A 22,271-nucleotide genomic window follows, 5' to 3' on the forward strand; every position below is an offset into this window, starting at 1 on the left:
ACAGCATACCGCTCTCTTTTTTTTGGTTGTAACGAAACTATGAGTAAATCCGGCCCCTTATTGAAAGTTATGTTTGTAAACATCGGATGTTTTAAACATCAGATGTTTTAGGTTGTTGACGTGTCAACCTATTGACCTATCAACCAGTTATCCTTTCGCAGGTGCCATTTTTGTGAGCTGTGCCAATGTATACGCTCCGATAGCCATTACCAGATCACGGACGGCTACATCGAGGTAATGCCCCATAAGGATCAGTTGCAGCGCAATGCATATCAACCAGATCATTACGATATAAGCACCGATCAATGGTCTGATCAATACCAGCAGTCCTGCAATAATTTCAACAACGCCCACAATTTTCATAAATAGCATAGCATCAATAGGAATCAGGCTTTTGTTGAGATAGTCCGCCCAGTTCGTCAGCAGATTGGTGTATTTATCTAGTCCCGCGATGATGGGGACTAGTCCGAATGTCAGCTTCAACGTAGATTGGAGCTGTTTAATAGTTGCCATGAGTCGTCATTTTGATATACCAGTTAGAGCGAAGACAGGCAAGAAAGGTTACAAATTTTTTTATAAAAAGCAGAAGACATAAAAGCTTGCGATGCGATGATCTGATTTCGGGAAGTATGCAAAACACTGGTTTGCAGGCATTGCTTTTGGGTGATATAGACTATCCGCGTTGCTTGTTACGGGCAGTTATGCCATTCGTTTTATTCGTTCAAAAAGAGGTAAAGGTGAGCCGTGCTATAAGAGTTGCTTTTCTCTAAACTGTTGTGGTGTGAGGCCGTATTCTAAACTGAAAGCCTTTACAAAGCTTGCTGTCGTGTGGTAGCCGAATGTTGCGGCAATGTCTTCGATTTCAATCTGAGGATGTTGCAGCATTTTTTTCGCTCTGTTTAATCTAAGCTCTTTATAATATCTGTAGTAGGACTTGTCAAATATTTTCTTGAACAGCTCTTTAAACCTGCTTGGGCATAAAGCGACTTCTTTCGCTGCGTCGTCTATTGATGGCAGATCATCGAGGCGCTCTTCCTGAATAATTCTATCTAGTATCACAATCTTCTTTTCGGGATCTGTAATTTGTGGATCGTTTAATTGGCGTTCGCAAATTATGTGACTGAGAAATAAATGAAGTAATTGATAGATGTTAGCCTTCAAAAAAACATTGTCAAACGAGTTCAATTCTATTCCTCTGTTATAATCCGTTGCCTCTTTAAAAATTCGGAACATTTTTTTATTAATAGTAGTATAACCTTCAAACTTGTCGGTAGCGAGCATTTTGAGCTTGTCACAATTACGAATAGTTTCTTGAAAAAAATCTTTTTGTATGAGGATGTTTATACCCTGAATGTGTATGCGTTTCGCTATTTGCAGCAAGGAACCGCGTTGTGGAGATAAGCATCCGTAACTGACGTAATGATGGTCTCTGCTTTTGAAGAAAGGAGCCAGACATGCGATGGCCGGCCCTTCGCTAAAATCAAAATAGAATCCGTAAAGTTGGCTGTGGCTGGCTATGTTAAGTTTAATATCTGATTTTAACGTGCAATCGATCAGCATCACCGACAGCGCGTCTTTTTGCAGTACGGTATGATCAATAACTCCAGAACCAAATTGCGGTGAAAATTTCAATAAAGACCCATTGTCGCATGTCATACCAAATTGTCGCATCTCGGGGGCATTGCACCAGTTTCGCAGCCATTGTCCCGATAAATCCCATTTAAGCTTTGTTTCGAACATTATTGTTTGTGTTGTGATCGTAATAAAATGAATAAATAAGAATAGGGTTCCGCTTGAAAAGCCGAAAGAATTACAATAGGAAATATAGCATCGTGGTGTGGTGACGCGCGATTTATAACTCATTTTTAGCGGAATGAGTCAGCAAATAAAATTGGTAAAGAATATTGGTGAAGACTTTGGGTAGAAAAAATTAAGCAGACAGCTGGTGCTTTTGTCTGAATTGCTGTGGTGAAACCCCATTCTTTGAATGGAACGCTTTAGAAAATGCGTTTGTCGTTTGGTAGCCCAGTGCTATTGCAACCTCCTTAATGTTGTATCGGTGATCTTGTAGCATTTCTGTAGCTTTATTTAACCTGATTTCCTTGTAATATTGGTAATAGGGCTTGCAGAATATTTTTTTAAAAAGTTCCTTAAACTTGCTGGGACATACCGCCACTTCCTTCGCTGCATTGTCTATAGAGGGTAGGTCATCGAGCCTTTCCCCCCGTATCTTTTTGTCCAGCTTCATGAGTCGTTCTTCTGTTTCCGTTACTTTCGGACATCGCTCTTGTAGCAGATTACTAAGAAAAAAGTAGAGCAGCCGGTAAGTGTTTGCTTTTAGAAAGAAAACATCTGATGTTCCGAGATCTTTTTTAGGAGGAGCATCTTTTGTTTCCTGAAAGATGCGAAACATTCGTTTGTCGATTGCTGTGTATCCCCAGAAGTTACCGCGTATAAACAGTTCCCGTGCGCTACTCGTCCATTGCTGAGCCATCTCTTCGAAAAATTTTTCTTCAATCAGTACATTGATTGCATTCACGCGAACACCGGCTTCCGTCTGAAATTGATAACCTGCAATGGGAATATCCGGAGGAGGAAGGCAGTCATAGCTGGTGAAGTATCGTTCCTTATTTTGCGAGGGGGCTCCGAAATGTGCAAAAGCAACCCCTTTGCTAAAGTCAAAGTAAATGCAGTAAATCCGTTTGTCTGTCGTCCAGTTGAGAACACCATCGAAATTTAATTTACAATCGTAGAGAACAACGGCTAGTCTGCTCCTCTGTAATTCCACATGTTCTATAGTTCCGGTGCCGAGTGCCGAAGGCAAATGCAGTAATGAGCCAACGGTCGGTTTTAGTCCAAATTGCTTTATCTCGGGAGCATTACACCAACCTCTCTTCCAATCCCCGGATAAGTCCCAGTTTAATTTCGTTTCGAGCATCGTTTTCGCTTGTTGGAATGCTCAAATGTAGTATAATCAGTCATATGGCCTGTATAATGCATTTTTATAAAACATAATATGATGGTGTGCCCGGTCAGCTATATTTTTTTTATATCTGGCTAATATGGCTAGACTTGATGAAATAGTAAACTTTGAAAAAAAGTTGAAAAAAAGTTTTAAAAAAGCAAATTGAGCCTAAAAAATGAGGGGTTAATGGCTGGTTATTCGCGTTAAGGCCTCCATTGGTAGCATGTCATTTTGTAAGCAGAAATGACTAACATGTAGTACTGTTTTATTCTCTCTTTTTTCATGCCTTTTTTAAATCAGAAATAGACGAAATATACTTTCTCTGTTTTGAATATTTTCTTTTAAATGCTTGGGGTATGGCTGTTGTTGTTATTCACGTAAATGGTCTTTTCTTTTAAATACGCTTAGGTGTTCGTTGGCCCACTCAAATTTTATGGAATGAATTTTCATTTTTTTGTATTTGTCATATTGGTGGTTGGATAATCTGTTTTCTACTTGTTAATGTCTTTTTAGATGAAATGAAAAACCTTTTTTGCCCCGTCGGCGGAAGGGGACGGTCTTAATTTCGTTTTGTTATTAATCGATATGCTTTCGTTTTTGTGTTTTTTATTACCTATCGTTGTTTTTATGTATTCAATTGTTTCAAAGGTTAAAGCCGGTCTTTCCAGACTGGCTTTCTTATTTTGCTTAGAGAATGATAGATGCCATTTTGGATGAATAGAAATATCTTTTTAAGTCGGAGATGTTGAAGTTAATGCCTCATTTTTGAACTGTTCAAAAGTTATGAGGTTTGCACACTGTGGTTCTGCCCCTCGGGGCCACTTTTATAGCCAGTCTTAAAAAGGCTGGCTTTTTGATTTTATATGATTGGTGTAACCTGCAGGGTGTCAAGACCTGTGCGTAAGCCTGCCATCAGGCCTCTCCAGAGTTATTTTGAGAGATGATAGGTGGAAAAGGATGTATGCGTTTCAATTGCTATTTTTATATAGACTCCAAACAAACACCATCATGGTTGATCATTTTCCTTTTTACCTGGCACTGGTCCTTGCAATAGTATTGCTGATTATGGTAGCTAATAAAATTAGAGTGGCTTATCCTGTGCTGTTAGTGGTGGCTGGTCTGGCGATTAGTTTTATCCCTGGTATCCCAGAGTTGCATATTGATCCTGAATTGGTCTTTGTCATTTTCTTACCGCCTCTTCTTTATGATGCAGCGTGGGCAATATCCTGGAAAGAGCTCTGGCGTTGGCGCCGTATCATTAGCAGTTTTGCATTTGTGGTCGTTTTTCTCACAGCTATGTCTGTGGCTTTTGTGGCTAATGCTTTTATCCCGGGCTTTACGCTTGCATTGGGTTTTTTGCTTGGAGGCATTGTATCGCCGCCCGATGCGGTGAGTGCGAGTGCTATTCTCAGATTTGTAAATGTGCCTAAACGTGTTTCATCCATCCTGGAAGGAGAAAGTTTGTTGAATGACGCATCGTCTCTGATCATTTTTCGCTTTGCATTGATTGCTATCGCCACGGGGCAGTTTATCTGGTATCATGCGGCACTGAATTTTGGCTGGATGCTGATCGGCGGTGTGGGCGCGGGTTTGCTAATTGGTCTGGTGTTTATGGAAATACACAAATATTTGCCTACCGATGCCAATATGGATATCATTCTTACAATTGTTACACCTTATTTTATGTACATAGGTGCAGAAGAAATTCATGGGTCGGGTGTACTTGCAGTAGTAAGCGGCGGACTTTTACTTTCTAATCGACGACATCATTTTTTGCGCAGCGCGTCCAGGTTGCGTGGCGTCAACGTTTGGGGCAGTCTGGTTTTTGTGCTTAATGGCATTGTGTTTTTGATGATTGGGCTTGACTTGCCTGAGATTATGGAGGGCCTCAGACAAGAAGGGATTAGTTTTTCGGGCGCAGTAGGTTATGGTCTTTTGATTACAGTTGTGCTGATCGTTGTAAGGATTTTATCAGGTTATGGTGCTGTGATTACCACATTGATTGCCCGAAATTTTATTGCGGTAGCAGATGCCAGACACCCAGGTTATAAAGCACCATTTATCATTGGCTGGACGGGCATGCGTGGGGTAGTATCGCTGGCAGCAGCGTTATCTATACCACTTGAGATAAGCAAGGGTGTTGCCTTTCCACATCGCAATCTTGTTTTGTTTATCACCTTTGTGGTTATACTTGTTACACTATTATTGCAGGGATTGACTTTGCCATGGTTGATTCGTAAAGTGAACCTGCCAACATACGATGATTTCCCGCCGGAAGAAGAAGCAGAAAATTTTCTCCGGAAAGAATTAGCCAAACAATCTTTGGAACATCTGAATACAAACTATGCGGGTGTGTTAGACAAGCATTTGTTTTTGCAACAGATGGCTGACAAATGGACCGTGAAAAGTAGTGATGGCGTCGATCCCGCAATGCCTGAAGCAACTAAAACAATTTACCTTGAAATCCTGAACAGACAACGGCAATGGTTGCTCGATAAAAATCACAAGGATGCCCATTTTGATGAAGATATTATTCGAAAGTATTTATACGAAATCGATATTGAGGAAGAGAAGTTGCGTTTGCTATAGTTGGTTCAAAGATTAATCGTCGTCGCCGGAGGCTAATTCCAGCCGATCGTTAAAAAGAAAAATATAATCCCGGTTGCGCGAAAGCAACCGGGATTTTTTGTTTATAAAGATCCCGCAAGACGTTAACGGTTCTGCCCACGGCGACGCAAATGTCTCCCGCAAAGACGCATAAGGGACAAAGGCGCTAAAGCTTTTACCCGCGGCGATGCAAAATGAGAACCACTGTCAATTGGCAACTGCCCACTGTTCATTGAAAAGAAATACGTAATTTAAATTTACTTATACGTGTCCATATGAAAACTCATTTTAACTACAGCCGATCCTTTGTCATCCGTTTATTGTTTTTCATCTGCTTTATATCGGGGTTAAGCCTCAAAACACCTGCAAATGCACAAGCCGATCAGGATGCAGGCTGGCCGCGGCAATTTACCAGCAATGGCGCTACTTTAATATTGTATCAGCCGCAGGTAGAAAAATGGGAAAATTATAAACAGCTGGATGGTGCTGCAGCTTTTGCATTGACGCCAAAAGGAGGAAAGGAAACTCATGGTGTACTGTCTTTTGACGCAACAACAAGTGTAGATAAAGAAAAACGGCTGGCTTATCTTGATGTGATCAAATATCCAAGTGTGCGTTTCCCAACGTTAGATGCAAGCGAAGCTGCGAAAATGGAAACACTTACCACTAGCATGCTTCCCAAAACTGCCGATCCGATTTCGATAGATCTGATCATGGCTGATCTGGACAAAAGTAGTGCTCCGGCTCCTAAAGTGGCCGTGAAGAATGACCCGCCTGCCATATTTTATAATAATGCACCGGCTATTCTGGTAATCATTCCCGGTGACTCTGCAGTGTTGGCGCCCGTTTCAAAGACAGATCTTTCATTTGTAGTGAATGCCAACTGGGATGTTTTCTACGAAAAATCCAAGCACCAGTATTTTTTATTGACGGATAAAACCTGGATGAATGCTGGTGACTTAAAAGGCCCATGGACAGCAACAAAGCAGCTCCCGAAGGATATGTCGAAACTGCCTTCTGGTGAAAATTTTGATGAGGTTAAGAAGATGGTGCCGCCGCCAGCTACTTCAGGAACCGCGCCCAAGGTGTTTTTTAGCGCAGTGCCTGCCGAGCTGATTTTATTGAAAGGTGCACCTGTGTATTCCAAAATAAAAGGTACCCAGCTTCTGTACATTACCAATACCGATAATGATGTATTTCTCGACGATGCTAATAAAGAATATTATGTATTGCTTTCCGGTCGCTGGTTTTCGTCTAAGGATTTAAATGGCGGCTGGGTTTATGCAGGCGATAAATTACCCGCTGATTTTTCGAAGATACCCGAAAATTCGACTAAGTCACATGTGCTGGCATCCGTTCCGGGAACAATTGAAGCCTCTGATGCGGTAATGCTGGCGCAAATTCCAACAACAGAAAGAATTAATAAAAAGGAAGCCGCGGCTGGCGTAAAAGTAACTTATGACGGCACTCCGCAGTTTAAAAAGATAGACGGCACCAGTCTGGATTATGCGACTAATACGCAGGATAAAGTCATAAAGGATGGTAACCAATACTATGTTTGTTATCAGGCAGTGTGGTTTGTATCCTCGTCTCCAAGCGGTCCGTGGACTACCTGCGATATGATACCTGCAGAGATTTACAAGATTCCACCGAGCTCACCGGTTTATAATGTAACCTATGTAACACAAACCAATGTAGACGAAACTTACGTGGAAAGCAGTGCTGCGGCTGGTTACTTCGGCGCATTTATTATTGGCGTTGGTGTCGGCGCTTGTATTGCTTACGGCACCGGCTGGTTTTATCCGCCGTATATTTTTTATCCGCCGGGAATGATGTACCCGATTTATCGCCCATGGCCTTGTACTTATGGCGCCGGGTTTACTTATAATCCCTGGACGGGTGGCTTTGCCGGCGGGCAGCGGGTTTACGGACCTTACGGTGCAGCAGGTACATCTGCATGGTATAATCCTGCAACAGGCCGCTACGGACGCGCAGCGAGTGTGCAGACACCTTATGGCGGACGTACAGCAGCGCATGCTTACAATCCGTGGACTGGCGGAAATATGGCTACTGCACAAGGGCACAATCCGTATGGACAGTGGGGTACTTCAGTGGCAACCAGAAACGGAAATGCGATACAGACAGGACATGTAACCAATGCAAATGGAACAACTGCGGGCTACCGAACAAACACCGGGCAACATGGTGTGGTTCATACAGGGGCGAATGGCACGATCAGTAAAGGGACCAATGGTACGTATGCCGGGCATGACGGAAATGTTTACCGGAAGAATTCTAATGGCGAATGGAGTCAATACACTAAAAACGGTTGGCAATCTCAAGTGGGAGGACAAGGTGGCACACAGCATCAGAATCTGGAAAATGCAGCGCAGAACCGTGAGCGTGGACAGATGCAGAATCAGCGCTTTCAGCAATTCCGTCAGAGCGGTGGTTTTAATAGAGGAGGTATGGGTGGTGGCAGAATGGGCGGTGGCGGATTTAGAAGAAGGTAGATCAAAGGACAGTTGACAGTGAACAGTTGGCAGTTACTTTTGTTTGCCATCTTGAGAAACGTCAATTTACTCGCGTTAGTCGCGCTGAGGAACAAAGCGTCCCGCGTAACAGGTATCGTTCCTCGCATCAATGTAAAGAATAAAGCAAAAATCCCGGTTGTTTGATACCCGGGATTTTCATTTTTTGTTTAGATAAGACATCAGATGTTTTATCTGAACAAATCAAAATATGCGAACCTTATTTTTTGATGAATGTGATCGTTTTTGATTCGCCAAAACTATTCGTTGCTTTTAAATAATAGTTGCCCGGAGTTAGTCTTGAACAATCCAGATGGGCATTTTCAGGACTGGTTAGTACTTCGCTGTACACTTCGCGACCTAGCGTGTTGTATACCTGCAAATACAATCCATCATCTGAACGGATAGCGAGATTCATCACGTTATCCACTGGATTTGGTGAAGCCGAAATGGTAAACGTTTTTCCTTCCGTTGCAATGATGCTGACAATTTTGCTGTACGTACCAGTGCCATCGGCATCGACCATTTTTAGACGGTAATAATTCCGGTTGCGGGTCATGCGTTCATCTACATATTGATAATTGTGACCGCCATTGCCCATCGCTTTTACTTCGCTGATTTTTTCAAAATCATGTCCGTTGTTACTGTATTCTACGTCAAAGTGGTCCGTATTCTTTTCGTTCGCTGTTTCCCAGGCCAGTTGTGCACGGCCGTTTTGAAGGTTGCCTCTGAAGTTAATTAATTCCAGTGGCAGCGGTACTACAAAAGGTAACGCATAATCTTCCACTTCGCCATCTTTAAATGCACCGCCAACATCTGATGTGGTAATCGCTTCCGTAGTCACTCTAATTCTTGCATAGGTATTACCCACACCGCTTGCACCGGAAAGCGTAGCATTTGCCCAGGTAAACGTTACTGTGCCGGTAGTGGTAGCCGCAGGACTGGTAGCAGTTTGCGCTTCAGAAGCTTCAAATGTTCCGTTATTATTCCAGTCGATCCAGGCTACATAGTTGGCAGCTAAACCGGTGTTGTTGGTGAAGCTTGTCGTCAGCGTATAGTTTGAAATTGTTTGCGTCAACAGGTTGGTATTTACCACAAGTGGTACCGTAGAAAGACCATCATCATCAGGATCGAGATTAGCAAGTGCACTAGGTTGGCCATCAGCTTTTGGACTATTAAGAATACCGAGTGCCAACGTTCCTACCACATCGTGAGACGGACCGCCAGAAGCTAACAGCGTTTTGTAGCTGTCGGGATCATCGCCAAAATCAGGACTTACAGTTACCACAATCGGGCTAAAGCCAGAGGTCTGATTATTGATTCCGGCAGGTGTCTGCCATAATCCCCAAAGGCCGAAAAAGTTTGTCACCGGAGCGTTTGGATCCGTTGGATTAAAGAGTACCTGGTTTACGATATCATTTGGATTGGCACCGCCACCAGTTGCACGTTGAATAGAAAGCGTTGTTGGAATATTCGTAGCAGCTGTTGCAGAAATAGTATTCGTTGCTAGTGTACGCCAGGTGTTATTTGTAGTAATGCTTTGCGTTACCAGTAGCGTGCCTGCTGAAGTTGTCTGCGTATAAGGAACAAAAGCGTCAGCGTTGAAAGCCATGGACGAAACCCATTCTGCATTACCCGGGTTCGTATTAAACCCGTCACAGTCTAAAGCCAGAAAACTAATATCGAGCGTTGGCCGGTCAAAATAAACTCTGAAACCAATACTATTAGCGCAGTTGTTGCCTGTGCCGCCCGCAATGGTATTTGTGTTGGCTGTTTCAATAACCGTAAAAGTGGTTGGAGTAGTGTTACCCACATACCCCGTCATTGTTGTTCCGCTGAACGTGCCGCCCATATTGGTGGTAGAGCCCGCAGTGCCGCTTACCGCATCGTGCGCACCTGTACCCGTTGCTATGGTTGCCGCTCGTACGATAGTACCGTTAGGAAGCCGCATACCGTTTGGCATTGAGTTGATAATGCTGTAAATCGGAAAACTGTAATTGGTCTGCGCTTGTACATTGAAGGTCCATAAAAGAGTGAAGAGGAGAATGGTTTTTTTCATAGTCGTTTATTTATGGTGAACAAATACTAACGTGATGGGAGCATGTAAATATAATATAATAAATATAAATATATCTTATAGGTCGCGCGCGATGATGGAGTTCGCCGGTTTTGCGTCATAGAATTCTGGCATTAAGTCTGTTGACGTGAAGCCTGATTGTTCAGAATTGAGGAGAAACCACGGGACGATATCATAAAGGTGTTATCTTTTCGGGCCGAAATAATCAGTAAACTCAGTATGAAATTCAGACTTTGCATTTTTATTCTTTTGTCGTTTTTATGTGCTTGCCATAATGCGGAGCCGCAACCATCCGATGAGGCCGTTTTAACCGTTGTTTCAAAACAGGGAGATCACTATTTAAAACAATCGGCAGGCCCGGATGGCAAACTGAAATGGGAAACCCAAATGGTTGCGCTTGAGAATGGTAAGATGATTGTGAATGGGTACATGAAGGAATTTTTTAAAAATGGCAACGTTAAAAAACTCAGCTTTTTTAAAAAGGGTATTCAGGATAGTATCTGTATAGCGTATTTTGAGAATGGCGCAAAACAAGTGTTGTATTGGTATGCTGATGGTCGGGAAGTTGGAGCGAGAATTTATTATGATAGTCTTGGAAACAGGCGGAAAAATGAGCAATACTAGCACAACACACAATTTGTTTCATGCAATATGCTTCATTCCTTTATTGAAGCGGATGTAATTCCTTATTGCGTTTTATACCAAATAATCATCAAAAGAAGTCACTGTTAAATGAAGTCAATCTATTTGGCATTTGATTGTTTAAACATGGAATTACGCAACATCTCTGGCCTAAGGAAACGGAGGCGTTAAGAAGTGAAATGCCTTAGTTGAATGAGCGGAAATTTTTAATGCCGTTTTCGAGGCTAATGGGTATTATTTCTTCGCGCAAAATAAAAATGTGGACGATAATTGTCAATCACCAATCGCAAATAAAGAAATCATCAATAAAAAAACGGCCTGCATCATACAGGCCGTTTTGAATTTTACTTTTGAATTTTGATTTTTTAAGCGTTTTCCAGTTTCTGATGAAACGGACAACCCTTCACTGATTTTTCTTCTTTTTTCGCAGCTACAGGCGTTGATACTGGTCTTCTGCGGTGTTGGTCCTGAATTACAGGGAACACTGAAGTGAAGAAATTACTCCAACCACCCGTACGTACGCGCAGTAAATTGAATTGTTCTGGTGAACTCACAGCCTGACTGAACGTATTTGGATTAGCAACGGTGATTGTGAGGATATTTGATGATTTTCCATGAGCAAATTGTTGCATCACATGCACCAGTTTTTCAGCAGGGAAATTTTCATCGATATTATAATCTGTAGGTGCTCCGTCTGACATCATTTCCGCGCCTTTACCGTCAAAGCCCGCCAGTGATTCCTCAAAGCCCGCGTACTGATGATCAATCGGCAGATCCGCCGGACTCGGAGCTGCACTAAGATCGGAGGCTACAGTGGTGCCGAGACGACGACCATCTGCGCTCGCGCCATTCCACGCACCCATCTCTACGTGGTTTTCAAACGTGCCTACACCCGGTTGCAACTGCAGACCAAATGGAAACTCTTCTGTACCAAAACGGTTCGCCATATTTTTCAGCGTATCCATCAGCTGCGGCCAAGGCTTTGTAAATGTTTCCATCGCAATGCGTGCAATTCCTTCTACGATAGTGTTGCCAAATACATCAATATCTTCATGACCGCGACCATAGCGCGGCAATGACAACGCAATTTCACGCAGACGTTTAAAACGATCTGAACGACCTGCAATACGTGATTCGCCGGCAAGCGTGCTGATAAACGGTTCCGTCATTTTATGACCCCAGTCGCAGCACAGACATTCCAGCAATTCAGACAAAGTAGTCACCGCATTTTTCTCATCGAATACCATTGTCTTAATGGCGTAAAGCGAATTAATTGCAGAGCTCAGCGCGATATAACAAGGTCCGTAAATGCTGTATTTAGTACCACCGCTATAGAAGTCCAGTCCTTTTGCCAGACAGTCATCCATCAATACATTCAAAATCGGCGAAGGGCAGAAGCGTGTATTGGCGCCATATCCCATCAGCTGACCGTTAAATGCTTTTCTGTTGAGCAGTTCAAAATGTTCGAAGTAGATAGTAACCAGTTCATCGAAACTTTTAATCTGATCAGCAGGTTTCGTATTCAACGAAACGGTTTGTCCGAACAAATAAGACTGTCCTGCAGAAGAATAAGTACGACCCTGATTCAGCGCGCATTCCAGCGGTTGCAGGGTAGAGAAGCCGCCGAGCGAAAACCAGTTTTCACCAGGGAATTGCGGTTCATAACAACCATCACAAGCATAGTTTTGTGCAGATTGCATGCTCACCGCAGAATTCCATTTCTTGTTTTCGTTGCCCAGTTCACCACCAATGCCGTCACCACTGTGATACAGGCCCGTGATGATTTTCTCATCGTGCAGCAAAATCGGATGCGCACCGCCGGAAAGCAATGCGTGTGCCGCCTCTTCTAATATTTCTTTTGGAATGTCTTTACGTACACGGAGCGATAAACATGGCGCATTTAATGGTAAGCGGCCGGAAGCACGGATGAAGATCTTGGTGAGATCGTTGTATGCTGGTTTAGAATCTTCAAAATCCAGTGTGCCATCTGCTACAGTACCACCAACAGTGATCTGCTGAATCCATTGACCCAGAGAAGCGCCTTGAGGGTAAGGGCCAGAACTGCCGCCCATGGCCAGATTGCCAAATGGCTGGTGATCTTCCATGAAGATACGGTTCTGTTGCACTTTCTCATCCAGCTTAATGTAGAATGCGTCGATGATTTCCTGTGCTTCTGCTTCAGTGATATCGTCTTTTTCGTAGAATGGTTGCAGCAGCTGATCCATACGGCCAATTGCCGTAGGCTCGCCATTCAGATGGAGACAATTGTGCAGCGTGAAAATAAACTGTACAGCTTCCACAAAGGTATCAGGCTTTTCTGAAGCCAGTTTCGTCATCCGGTAAGCAATCGATTCCAGATTTTGTTTTTCCCAAAGCTGACCCGGACTCATTTTCGCTGCCATTGTTCTAGCCAGTTGTGCGTAGTTCAGGCAGTATTCTGAAATACCTTCCAGCGCCAGATACGCAGAACGGTACAAATCTTTTTGTTCTTGTGTAGCTGCTTTTTGTTCGTAAGCAAGCACTTCTTCTTTCATCACTTTCAGGCCTTTCTGCATTGCTTTTTCAAAATGCGGAATGACGTGACCGACACCAGAAGCTTCACTCAGATTGTTTAAGAATGCATCGCGACGTTCTGCTTCTGATAAATATTTCATCACATAACGACCCTCACCAAGCGATAGATTTGGCATGGCACCTACGATAATTTCTTCTGGTGCAATGCGGAATGTATCAGAGCCGTAAACCACTTCGCCCCGGTCTTCATAGAAAGAAGAATAAGGAATCAGAGTACCATCTTCCATTCTGATTTTGCGGCCTCTAAAGCCATAATCGGCAGAACTGAACAATTGCAGGCTCAAACGGATTGCCCAGCCGCTGCGCACCATGATCGATTCTTTCATGATGTCGGCAGGTTTATCGTCGCCGTTATACTTCGCGATATAATCGCGGATATCACCTTTAATTTCTTCCTGTTTGCGGTTGAAGTACCAGTTGTCCTGCCACAGGGAGAAGATGTTTTCCAGCAGGCTCAGAATACGATTGGACGGCGGTGCGAAATAATGATTCGTGCGATTAATGCCGGTTGCCATTGTAAACAAGAAGTTCTGATGGTTGTAATACATCAGACCATTGTCGGAAGCATTGCGGAAGTGACGATCGAGACGTGTCCAGTCAACGCCTGGGAAACGTGTCCAGTCGCCATTTTCAAGGAAGGAGAAATTATTAGAATACGCTTTTAATTCATTTAGTTCCAGATCTTCTACACTTGGAATATAGAACATGCCACCGAGATCCGACTTCAGGTGATTGAACAGGCGATCGTTCATAAAGCCTTTATCCGGGCCGATCTGATTGCTCATGATATTTTCCAGGATGCCTGCTTCTTTACAAAATCCTGCGAAATAAATTCCTTCTTCGTCAGAAACAGTTACTGATTTTGGTGAACGGAAACCGTTGCCTGTTTGTTTCGCCTTACCGAATGGAAGTCCCAAACGCAGTACCGGCGTGGTGTTGCCGTTCTCATCCTGAATACGCGCTGTTTTAATATGGCTGCGCGAATCACGGTCGGGAATGATGGTGTCGTTTGTTTTACGTCCGATCAAATCTTCGATCTGATCTTCTGTCATCATATTGAGCTGGTTCCAGTTAATCAGGAAACGCTGTGCCAATACAAATGAGCCACCGAAGTGTTCCATGTCTTCCGCGCCAATCAGCGTATGTTTGGCAATTGTGATCGGGTCCGCCGGATTATTAAGGTTTTCGGAAAAACGACAGCCAAGGACTTTACCGTTGTTGCCATTTTCTTCACTGGATTTAGAAGCTGCGGCTTGTGCATAATACTTCTTAGTATTTTCGCACAGAGCTTCTACAACCATTTCCAGTACCAGGGTACAGGCGTTTTCGTCGTCGCTTTTAATGTGAAACCAGAGATCGCCATGAGCGTTGTCAAACACACCTTTCGATGCGTCGAAAACATCTGATGTATACGGATCATTTGGCGCCGGGAAGTTTAGTTTCATCCCTTTTGGTACCGACATTTTTTCCTGTGTACAGATGTCTGCCCAGTTTTTAAATGATACCCCGAGAATAACCGATGTGTTCCTGTTGGCGAGTTCTTCTGTCTGAGTGATCTTGTGGCGGACAGATGCCATGAGTTGTGCCAGCTCTGATTTGCCGACTGGTTTGTTTGTCCAGAATGTGGCGAAGATTGCGAATGGAGAAGGATATACTAATCCTCGTTGACAATGCTTCCAAACCTCTTCGAAGCGTTCTTCGAACTTGAGTGTTTTCATGCCGATAAATTTGGTGATTATGAAATAATGTTTGCTCTCCTGCGCGGTTGCGCGAAGCCAAAGTAAAAATTAAAAAATCAAAAGTCAAAAGGTTTCTTGCAACGAGCAAGTTTCTCGCAAAGTAGGGAAGGTGCAAAGAAGGGAAGACTAAAATAATTTTCTCGTGGCGGACACGAAGGCGCAGCGCAGCTGCAAAGCTATTAAATGGATATTTCACGGTCATCCCGACAACGGAGGGATCCCACGAGAACGCAAGTTCTACATTCCGCGGGACTTCTCCTTCGTCGAAGTGACATGCGCGAGTATATAATCACTGGTCATCCCGGGCAACGAGGGATCCCACGAGAACGCAAGTCCTACATTCCGCGGGACTTCTCCTTCGTCGAAGTGACATGCGCGAGTATATAATCACTGGTCATCCGGGGCAACGAGGGATCCCACGATAACACAAGTCCTACATTACGCGGGACTTCTTTTAGATGATTCACAATAGTTTGATTATTTAGGCAAAGCAATCAACAAAAAAAGGTGAGCTATTCAGCCCACCTCCTTAGCTACAATTTAATGTCCTATTTTAAATCAAAACGGTCAAGGTTCATTACTTTGGTCCATGCCGCAACAAAGTCGGCAACAAATTTGTCCTTTGCGTCATTACAGCCGTACACCTCAGCGACAGCACGTAATTCTGCATTAGAACCAAAAATGAGATCAACGCGCGTTGCTGTCCATTTCAACGCATTAGTGACCCGGTCGCGGCCCTCAAACAGGTCTGCGGCTTCAGAAGTAGCACTCCATTTGGTTTGGTCATCCAGCAGGTTCACAAAGAAATCATTAGTCAGCGTTTCCGGTTGATGGGTGAATACGCCGTGTTGTGAATGATCGAAGTTCGTATTCAGCACACGCATACCGCCCAGCAGTACCGTCATTTCCGGGACAGACAGATTTAGAAGTTGTGATTTGTCAACCAGAAAAGCCTCCGCTTTGCGTGCATACCTTGCTTCGGCGTAATTACGGAATCCATCTGCCACCGGTTCCAGTGCATCAAACGATTGTACATCCGTTTGTTCTTGCGAAGCATCACCCCGGCCAGGAGTAAATGGAACGCTGATATTATGACCTGCACCCTTAGCAGCGTGTTCCACACCTACGCAACCACCCAGTACAATCAAATCGGCTAAAGAGATACCCTGGCCACCTTTAAATTCCTTTTGTATGAGCTCCAGTTTTTCTAAAACTTTTTTCAGTTGTGGCGGATCGTTTACAGGCCAGTTATTTTGTGGTGCCAGTCTGATACGCGCGCCATTAGCACCACCACGACGATCGGAATCGCGATAAGTAGATGCCGATGCCCACGCAGTAGTAACCAATTCAGAAACGGTTAATCCAGAGCTAAGTAATTTACTTTTTAATGTTGCAATATCTGCGTCGCTGATAGCTTTGTAAGACGGTTTTGCCACCGGATCCTGCCAGATCAGTTCTTCCGCAGGCACTTCTGCGCCGAGATACCGGGAACGCGGGCCCATATCGCGGTGTGTGAGTTTAAACCAGGCGCGTGCAAACGCATCTGCAAATTCATCCGGATTTTCGTAGAAATGACGAGAGATCGGTTCGTAAATCGGGTCAAACCGCAAGGACAAGTCCGTAGTCAGCATTGTTGGTGCATGACTCTTGCCGGCTTCGTGTGCATCAGGCACACTGCCAGCGCCCGCATCGTCTTTCGGTTTCCATTGAAACGCACCCGCCGGACTTTTCGTCAATTCCCATTCGTATTCAAATAGATGTTTGAAGAAATCGTGTCCCCATTTCGCAGGAGTCGTTACCCATGCGCCTTCCAGACCGCTGGTAATCGTGTGTCCTGCATTGCCGGCGCCATAAGTATTTTTCCAGCCCAGGCCCATTTCTTCAAGGTTGGCTGCTGCTGGCTCTTTGCCTACAAATTTTCCAGCATCCGCTGCACCGTGTGTTTTACCAAAACTGTGACCACCTGCAATGAGTGCCACTGTTTCATAATCGTCCATTGCCATGCGGCCAAATGTTTCACGTATATCATGTGCAGCTGCGAGTGGATCTGGATTACCATCCGGACCCTCGGGATTTACATAGATCAAACCCATCTGCACCGCAGCCAGTGGATTTTCCAGCTCTCGTTTGCCTTCATAGCGTTTGCTGCCCAGCCACTCTTTTTCGTTACCCCAATAAGTTTCTTCGGTTGCTTCCCACATGTCTTCACGACCACCACCAAAGCCAAAAGTTTTAAAGCCCATTGACTCAAGGGCCACATTGCCCGTCAATATCATGAGGTCGGCCCAGGAAAGTTTTTTACCGTATTTCTGTTTTACCGGCCAGAGCAGACGGCGTGCTTTATCAAGATTTACATTATCGGGCCAGCTGCTCAGCGGTGCATAGCGCTGCATGCCCCTGCCACCGCCACCACGGCCATCGGAGATGCGGTAGGTACCAGCGCTGTGCCAGGCCATACGGATCATCAGCGGACCATAATGACCATAGTCGGCAGGCCACCATTCCTGTGAGGTTGTCAGTATATTTTCAATGTCTTTTTTTACAGCTTTCAGGTCGAGTTTGCTGAATTCGTCGGCATAGTTAAACCCTTTGTCCATCGGGTTGGAATGCGCAGCGTTTTGCCGCAGGATAGTCAAATTTAGCTGGTCAGGCCACCAGTCGCGATTGTCGGTGCCGCTGCCAGCACTTTGTTTCAGTTGTCCGCCCAGAAATGGACATTTGCTGCCAGCTTCCGGATGGTGTTCTGATGCGTAGTGGAGCGTGTTATTATCTTTCATAGCTAAACTTTTGATTATATCAAATTTATCGAAGTTTGGCCATCAAAATGCTGCACGACAGATAAACTGTTTTTAGTCTAGAATAGAGTAATTCGATGCAGGGCCACACAGGGCGGTTTCGGCTGGATTAAATTTTGACGATTCTTTAATCCGTCAATTTGACGACAATGGGAAGCGGTATTTTTCGCATTAAATTTCTTATGTCGCCAACTTTATCGCTCCGGTTCTGCCTGAGTTGCGTCGCAGTCCGTTCATCTTTAGTGCTGCTATGAAACAGATTTTGTTGCTCCGGTTTTGCTATTGAAAGACGCCGCGGCTGGCGGTTTTCACATAAAGGTCTTCCACTTGTTTGCGCGCCCAGGGCATTTTACGCAGGAACTTGAGACTTGATTTAATGCTTGGATCGGTATTAAAACAATTGATTTCGATGTATTCACCCAGACGTTCCCAGCCATAGTAGTCAACCAGTCGGTTCAATATCATTTCAAGCGTAAGGCCATGCAGCGGATTGTTGGGCTGAGCGAATTCCATGCTGCAAAATTAATGTTTAAAGCTGAAAGCCTAAAGCCTAACGCTCCTGTGTTATGTCTCTGCTCTATACTTGGGTTTAAAAAACAAAGTAATAAAATGGACACTTTGAGCCTTAAGCTTTAGGCTTAAAGCCTATTTCCACACTTTCCGGTCGTGTGCGTCAATTGGTTTGTAATTAATGTACTGCACAATACGCGGTTGCATGGCCGTATTACGACTACTCCCGTGTGGCAGTGTCTGACTCCAGAGAATAAAATCACCAGCGTTGGCCTCGATTGGTATGGCGCCTAATGCATGCAGGTTTTCCTGGCGGGGATTCACGCCTGCCGGTAATGAATGCAGCCAGTCTGCAATTTTGTGCTGAAAGCCTGGTACCAGTGTAAATGCGCCTTGATTGGGCAGGGTATCGGACAGATAAAGGATACCTTGTGTGCCAAAAGGAATTGGTAAATCAAGGCTCACATCCCAATGCAAATCCGGACCGGGGAATTGCCAGTTCGCCGTTTCAGGCGGATTAAAGCCGACACGGTCTGTGGTTTCCCAAAGATCGCTGCGGCCCCAGAGTTGTTCAAATGCAGCTCTGATTTTCGGTGACCGTCGGTTTTTTTCAAGAATGGCATCCTGAAATAATTGTACCATAATGCCCTGCCTGGCGGGATGCGGTTCGTACCAGCTTTCGGAATTATCTAGATCGATGTTCAGGAAATCGGTGATGACTTTTATAGTGGTCGCACAATCTTCTGGTGAAACAGCATTGCGGATGATTACATAACCATGTTCGTCCCAATGACGAAGATCTTCGTCGCTAAGCACAGCTGTTGCAAGTGTTGCAGTTGATGACATACCTGTCACAGAATCATTGAATCGCTTAATACGGCTTATTTCTATCTCCTGATTGTTGACCTCCAAAATCCAGTCTTCGAATCGGGAAAGAGTAGGCGCTTCGTTGTAGAGGTATCTTAATGTTTGCTCGAGACCAAGATTTAAAGCGGTGAGCAGTGTGAGATCCAGTTCCCATTCTTCCGACAGATCTGAGGAGCCGAGTGTACCGTTGCGTTTGGCTATTGACTTGGCATAAAACCGGTTAAGATGCAGGATGCCCAGTCTGCTTTCTTCTGTAATAGCAGGAAATTCCATGGTGTGGTGATTTGGAAACTAAGATAGAAAATGGCGCTGAAAGCTCAAGGCTGAAAGCATAAAGCTTTTGTGCAGCGGCTGATTTCGAGCAAAGAGTTTTCCCGCAAAATGGGAAAGAGGCAAAGGGCGCAAAGTTTTTTCTCACGGCGTACATAAAGGCGCTAAGTCTATTTTATCGTTCACCATTGATTTTAAATTACGCCTAATACAGTCGCAAGTAAAAACCTTTGCGTGGTCGTGTGCGCCGTGAGAGATATTTCCTTTGCGGCTTTGCGTGAAAACAAAAAAGCCCGCGAGTCGCGGGCCTTTCTCTATTCAAATGAAATTGTCTTAATTTTTGATTGCTGCGATACCTGGCAGTTCTTTGCCTTCGAAGAATTCGAGCATAGCGCCGCCGCCGGTAGAAACGTAGCTTACTTTATCAGCGAGGTTGAATTTATTTACTGCTGCAACACTGTCGCCACCACCTACGAGCGAAAACGCGCCGTTGTGTGTAGCTGCTACAACCGCATCAGCGATTGCTTTAGTGCCGTGCTGAAATTTATCCATTTCGAAAACGCCCATCGGACCGTTCCACAAAATGGTTTTAGAATCTTTAATTACTTTGCTGAAGCTGTCTACCGCCATTTGGCCGATATCCAGACCCATCCAGCCTTCAGGGATTTCCTGGTTGATGGCTGAAGATGTATTTGCGTCAGCGGCAAATTTATCAGCGAGGATGCTGTCTTGTGGCAGGTGAATGCAAACACCTTTTGCTTTTGCTTTGCTCAGCAGATCCAATGCCATTTCCAGACGATCGTCTTCACAGAGAGAATTACCAATGTGACCACCCTGAGCTTTAAAGAACGTATAAGCCATGCCACCGCCGATGATAATATCGGTTGCTTTTTCCAACAGGTTTTCGATGATCATGATTTTATCAGAAACCTTTGCACCGCCAATGATAGCTGTGAATGGTTTTTGCGCGCTGTGCAGCACTTGTTCAGCTGCTTTTACCTCACCTTCCATCAGCAGACCGAACATTTTTTTACCGGCAGGGAAGAACTGCGCGATCACCGCTGTAGAAGCGTGTGCACGGTGTGCGGTGCCGAATGCGTCATTTACATAAACATCGCCCAGTTTAGACAATTTTTCTGCAAATGCTGCGTCGCCTTTTTCTTCTTCTTTATGATAACGGAGATTTTCGAGCAATAATACCTGGCCTGGTTGCAAAGCTGCTGCTTTTTGTGTTGCTTCATCACTGATGCAATCCTCAGCAAACTGAACATCTGTACCGATCAGTTGCGACAAATGTGCAACAATTGGTTTCAGGGAGAAATCTGCCAGTGTAAGGTGCGGCTTTTTCTCGATGTCCTTCAGTGGACGACCCCAGTGGCTCATCAGGATCACGCTGCCGCCGTCCTGGAGTACTTTGCGGATAGTTGGCAATGCCGCGCGGATGCGGGTATCGTCAGTGATCTTGCCATCTTTGATGGGAACGTTGAAGTCAACACGGATCAGTGCTTTTTCGCCGGAAAAATTATGAGTAGTAAATGAAGACATAAAGAATGTTTTTAAGTCAGAGTTCCGGAATCCGGTGATGACTGATTACCGAAGTTTCGATAAAAAGCAGGAGGTATTGGTTAAAAAGAAAATAAGCGAAGCTGAAAGCCTCGCTTATTTCTAAAAATACAAATTATTTGCTGATCAGACCAGCGAAATATTTAACGGTGCGAACGAGCTGAGAAACATAGCTCATTTCGTTATCGTACCAGCTAACAGTTTTTACCATTTGTGCATCACCAACAGCGATTACTTTAGTTTGTGTAGCATCGAACAAAGAACCGAAGTTAGTACCGATGATATCGCTTGAAACGATTTCATCTTCGTTGTAACCGAAAGATTCGTTAGCCGCTGCTTTCATTGCTGCGTTTACTTCGTCAGCAGTTACTTTTTTACCGAGGATGGTAGTCAGTTCAGTCAATGAACCAGTTACAGTTGGTACGCGTTGTGCGCCACCGTCCAGTTTACCTTTCAGTTCCGGCAGTACCAGACCGATTGCTTTAGCAGCACCAGTAGAGTTAGGAACGATATTTTCAGCTGCAGCACGTGCACGGCGCAGATCACCTTTCGGATGTGGTGCATCCAGTGTATTCTGGTCGTTAGTGTACGCGTGAACTGTAGTCATGAGACCAGTTTTGATCTCGAATTTTTCGTGCAGCACCTGTGCCATCGGAGCGAGACAGTTGGTAGTGCAAGAAGCACAGCTGATGATTGTTTCAGAACCATCAAGGATATTGTGGTTAACGTTGAAAACGATTGTTTTCAGGTCGCCTGTAGCCGGAGCAGAGATTACTACGCGTTTAGCGCCTGCAGTAATGTGTGCCTGAGCTTTTTCAGCGTCAGTGAAGAAACCGGTACATTCCAGAACTACGTCCACATTGTGCTGACCCCAAGGAATTTGCGCAGGATCTTTCTGAGCGTATATTTTGATTTCGTTGCCATTTACAACGATTGCATCGTCTGTATGTTTTACATCAACGCCAAAACGACCCTGAGCGGTGTCATATTTCAGCAGGTGTGCCAGTACGTTTGGTTTAGTCAGGTCATTGATAGCTACTACTTCAATTCCTTCCATGTTGTAGATCTGGCGGAAAGCCAGGCGGCCGATACGTCCAAAACCGTTAATGGCAACTTTTACTTTACTCATTG

General features: G+C 44.5%; 13 protein-coding genes. 3 read left to right on the forward strand and 10 right to left on the reverse strand.

The genetic code is table 11. The features are described 5' to 3' along the window. Positions 1 to 147 precede the first annotated feature (147 nt). The 3 genes from DN068_RS01145 to DN068_RS01155 all read right to left on the reverse strand — a co-directional run bounded on the left by DN068_RS01145 (position 148) and on the right by DN068_RS01155 (position 2,938). A complete protein-coding gene (locus DN068_RS01145; protein ID WP_110997038.1) occupies positions 148 to 513 on the reverse strand; it encodes a hypothetical protein in 366 nt (121 codons plus the stop codon). Positions 514 to 747: 234 nt separating this feature from the next. After that, a complete protein-coding gene (locus DN068_RS01150; RefSeq protein ID WP_165836244.1) occupies positions 748 to 1,740 on the reverse strand; it encodes a helix-turn-helix domain-containing protein in 993 nt (330 codons plus the stop codon). Positions 1,741 to 1,930: 190 nt separating this feature from the next. After that, positions 1,931 to 2,938 carry a helix-turn-helix domain-containing protein gene (locus DN068_RS01155; RefSeq protein WP_110997040.1) on the reverse strand — a complete coding sequence of 336 codons (1,008 nt, stop codon included), beginning with the start codon at positions 2,936 to 2,938 and terminating at the stop codon, positions 1,931 to 1,933. Positions 2,939 to 3,973: 1,035 nt separating this feature from the next. Here DN068_RS01155 and DN068_RS01160 point away from each other — a divergent pair. Together DN068_RS01160 and DN068_RS01165 are read left to right on the forward strand one after the other, a co-directional pair. Next, complete coding sequence (locus DN068_RS01160; RefSeq protein WP_110997041.1) at positions 3,974 to 5,554, forward strand: Na+/H+ antiporter; 1,581 nt, start codon at positions 3,974 to 3,976, stop codon at positions 5,552 to 5,554. A 293-nt stretch (positions 5,555 to 5,847) separates the two neighbouring features. Next, entirely contained in the window at positions 5,848 to 8,085 is a 2,238-nt protein-coding gene (locus DN068_RS01165; protein ID WP_110997042.1) for a hypothetical protein, read from the forward strand. Between the two features lie 238 nt (positions 8,086 to 8,323). Here the strand turns inward: DN068_RS01165 and DN068_RS01170 are convergent, their stop codons facing one another. Next, entirely contained in the window at positions 8,324 to 10,162 is a 1,839-nt protein-coding gene (locus DN068_RS01170; RefSeq protein ID WP_110997043.1) for a GEVED domain-containing protein, read from the reverse strand. Positions 10,163 to 10,399: 237 nt separating this feature from the next. Between DN068_RS01170 and DN068_RS01175 the strand changes: the two genes are divergently transcribed. After that, positions 10,400 to 10,804, forward strand: a complete 405-nt coding sequence (locus tag DN068_RS01175; RefSeq protein WP_110997044.1) for a toxin-antitoxin system YwqK family antitoxin — start codon at positions 10,400 to 10,402, stop codon at positions 10,802 to 10,804. A gap of 383 nt (positions 10,805 to 11,187) precedes the next feature. Here the strand turns inward: DN068_RS01175 and DN068_RS01180 are convergent, their stop codons facing one another. The 6 genes from DN068_RS01180 to gap form a co-directional block, all read right to left on the reverse strand. Then, complete coding sequence (locus tag DN068_RS01180; RefSeq protein WP_110997045.1) at positions 11,188 to 15,114, reverse strand: Dyp-type peroxidase; 3,927 nt, start codon at positions 15,112 to 15,114, stop codon at positions 11,188 to 11,190. Between the two features lie 569 nt (positions 15,115 to 15,683). After that, entirely contained in the window at positions 15,684 to 17,912 is a 2,229-nt protein-coding gene (gene katG / locus DN068_RS01185; protein ID WP_110997046.1) for a catalase/peroxidase HPI, read from the reverse strand. Positions 17,913 to 18,209: 297 nt separating this feature from the next. Then, positions 18,210 to 18,443 (reverse strand): VF530 family protein, encoded by a 234-nt coding sequence (locus tag DN068_RS01190; RefSeq protein ID WP_110997047.1) that lies wholly within the window; start codon positions 18,441 to 18,443, stop codon positions 18,210 to 18,212. Between the two features lie 132 nt (positions 18,444 to 18,575). Then, positions 18,576 to 19,580 (reverse strand): phytanoyl-CoA dioxygenase family protein, encoded by a 1,005-nt coding sequence (locus DN068_RS01195; RefSeq protein ID WP_110997048.1) that lies wholly within the window; start codon positions 19,578 to 19,580, stop codon positions 18,576 to 18,578. A 330-nt stretch (positions 19,581 to 19,910) separates the two neighbouring features. Continuing rightward, the gene (locus tag DN068_RS01200) at positions 19,911 to 21,122 is read right to left on the reverse strand and encodes a phosphoglycerate kinase (protein ID WP_110997049.1); all 1,212 of its coding nucleotides are present in this window, start codon (positions 21,120 to 21,122) and stop codon (positions 19,911 to 19,913) included. 133 nt (positions 21,123 to 21,255) lie between these two features. After that, the gene (gene gap / locus DN068_RS01205) at positions 21,256 to 22,269 is read right to left on the reverse strand and encodes a type I glyceraldehyde-3-phosphate dehydrogenase (RefSeq protein ID WP_110997050.1); all 1,014 of its coding nucleotides are present in this window, start codon (positions 22,267 to 22,269) and stop codon (positions 21,256 to 21,258) included. Positions 22,270 to 22,271 lie beyond the last annotated feature (2 nt).

Source organism: Taibaiella soli (assembly GCF_003236175.1).
Classification (GTDB): Bacteria; Bacteroidota; Bacteroidia; order Chitinophagales; family Chitinophagaceae; genus QKTW01.

Coding starts and splice junctions, on each gene's coding strand:
- DN068_RS01145 (WP_110997038.1), bottom strand. CDS start 513: ATGGCAACTATTAAACAGCTCCAATCTACGTTGAAGCTGACATTCGGA.
- DN068_RS01150 (WP_165836244.1), bottom strand. CDS start 1,740: ATGTTCGAAACAAAGCTTAAATGGGATTTATCGGGACAATGGCTGCGA.
- DN068_RS01195 (WP_110997048.1), bottom strand. CDS start 19,580: ATGGAATTTCCTGCTATTACAGAAGAAAGCAGACTGGGCATCCTGCAT.
- DN068_RS01180 (WP_110997045.1), bottom strand. CDS start 15,114: ATGAAAACACTCAAGTTCGAAGAACGCTTCGAAGAGGTTTGGAAGCAT.
- DN068_RS01155 (WP_110997040.1), bottom strand. CDS start 2,938: ATGCTCGAAACGAAATTAAACTGGGACTTATCCGGGGATTGGAAGAGA.
- DN068_RS01170 (WP_110997043.1), bottom strand. CDS start 10,162: ATGAAAAAAACCATTCTCCTCTTCACTCTTTTATGGACCTTCAATGTA.
- DN068_RS01165 (WP_110997042.1), top strand. CDS start 5,848: ATGAAAACTCATTTTAACTACAGCCGATCCTTTGTCATCCGTTTATTG.
- katG (WP_110997046.1), bottom strand. CDS start 17,912: ATGAAAGATAATAACACGCTCCACTACGCATCAGAACACCATCCGGAA.
- DN068_RS01190 (WP_110997047.1), bottom strand. CDS start 18,443: ATGGAATTCGCTCAGCCCAACAATCCGCTGCATGGCCTTACGCTTGAA.
- DN068_RS01160 (WP_110997041.1), top strand. CDS start 3,974: ATGGTTGATCATTTTCCTTTTTACCTGGCACTGGTCCTTGCAATAGTA.
- DN068_RS01175 (WP_110997044.1), top strand. CDS start 10,400: ATGAAATTCAGACTTTGCATTTTTATTCTTTTGTCGTTTTTATGTGCT.
- gap (WP_110997050.1), bottom strand. CDS start 22,269: ATGAGTAAAGTAAAAGTTGCCATTAACGGTTTTGGACGTATCGGCCGC.
- DN068_RS01200 (WP_110997049.1), bottom strand. CDS start 21,122: ATGTCTTCATTTACTACTCATAATTTTTCCGGCGAAAAAGCACTGATC.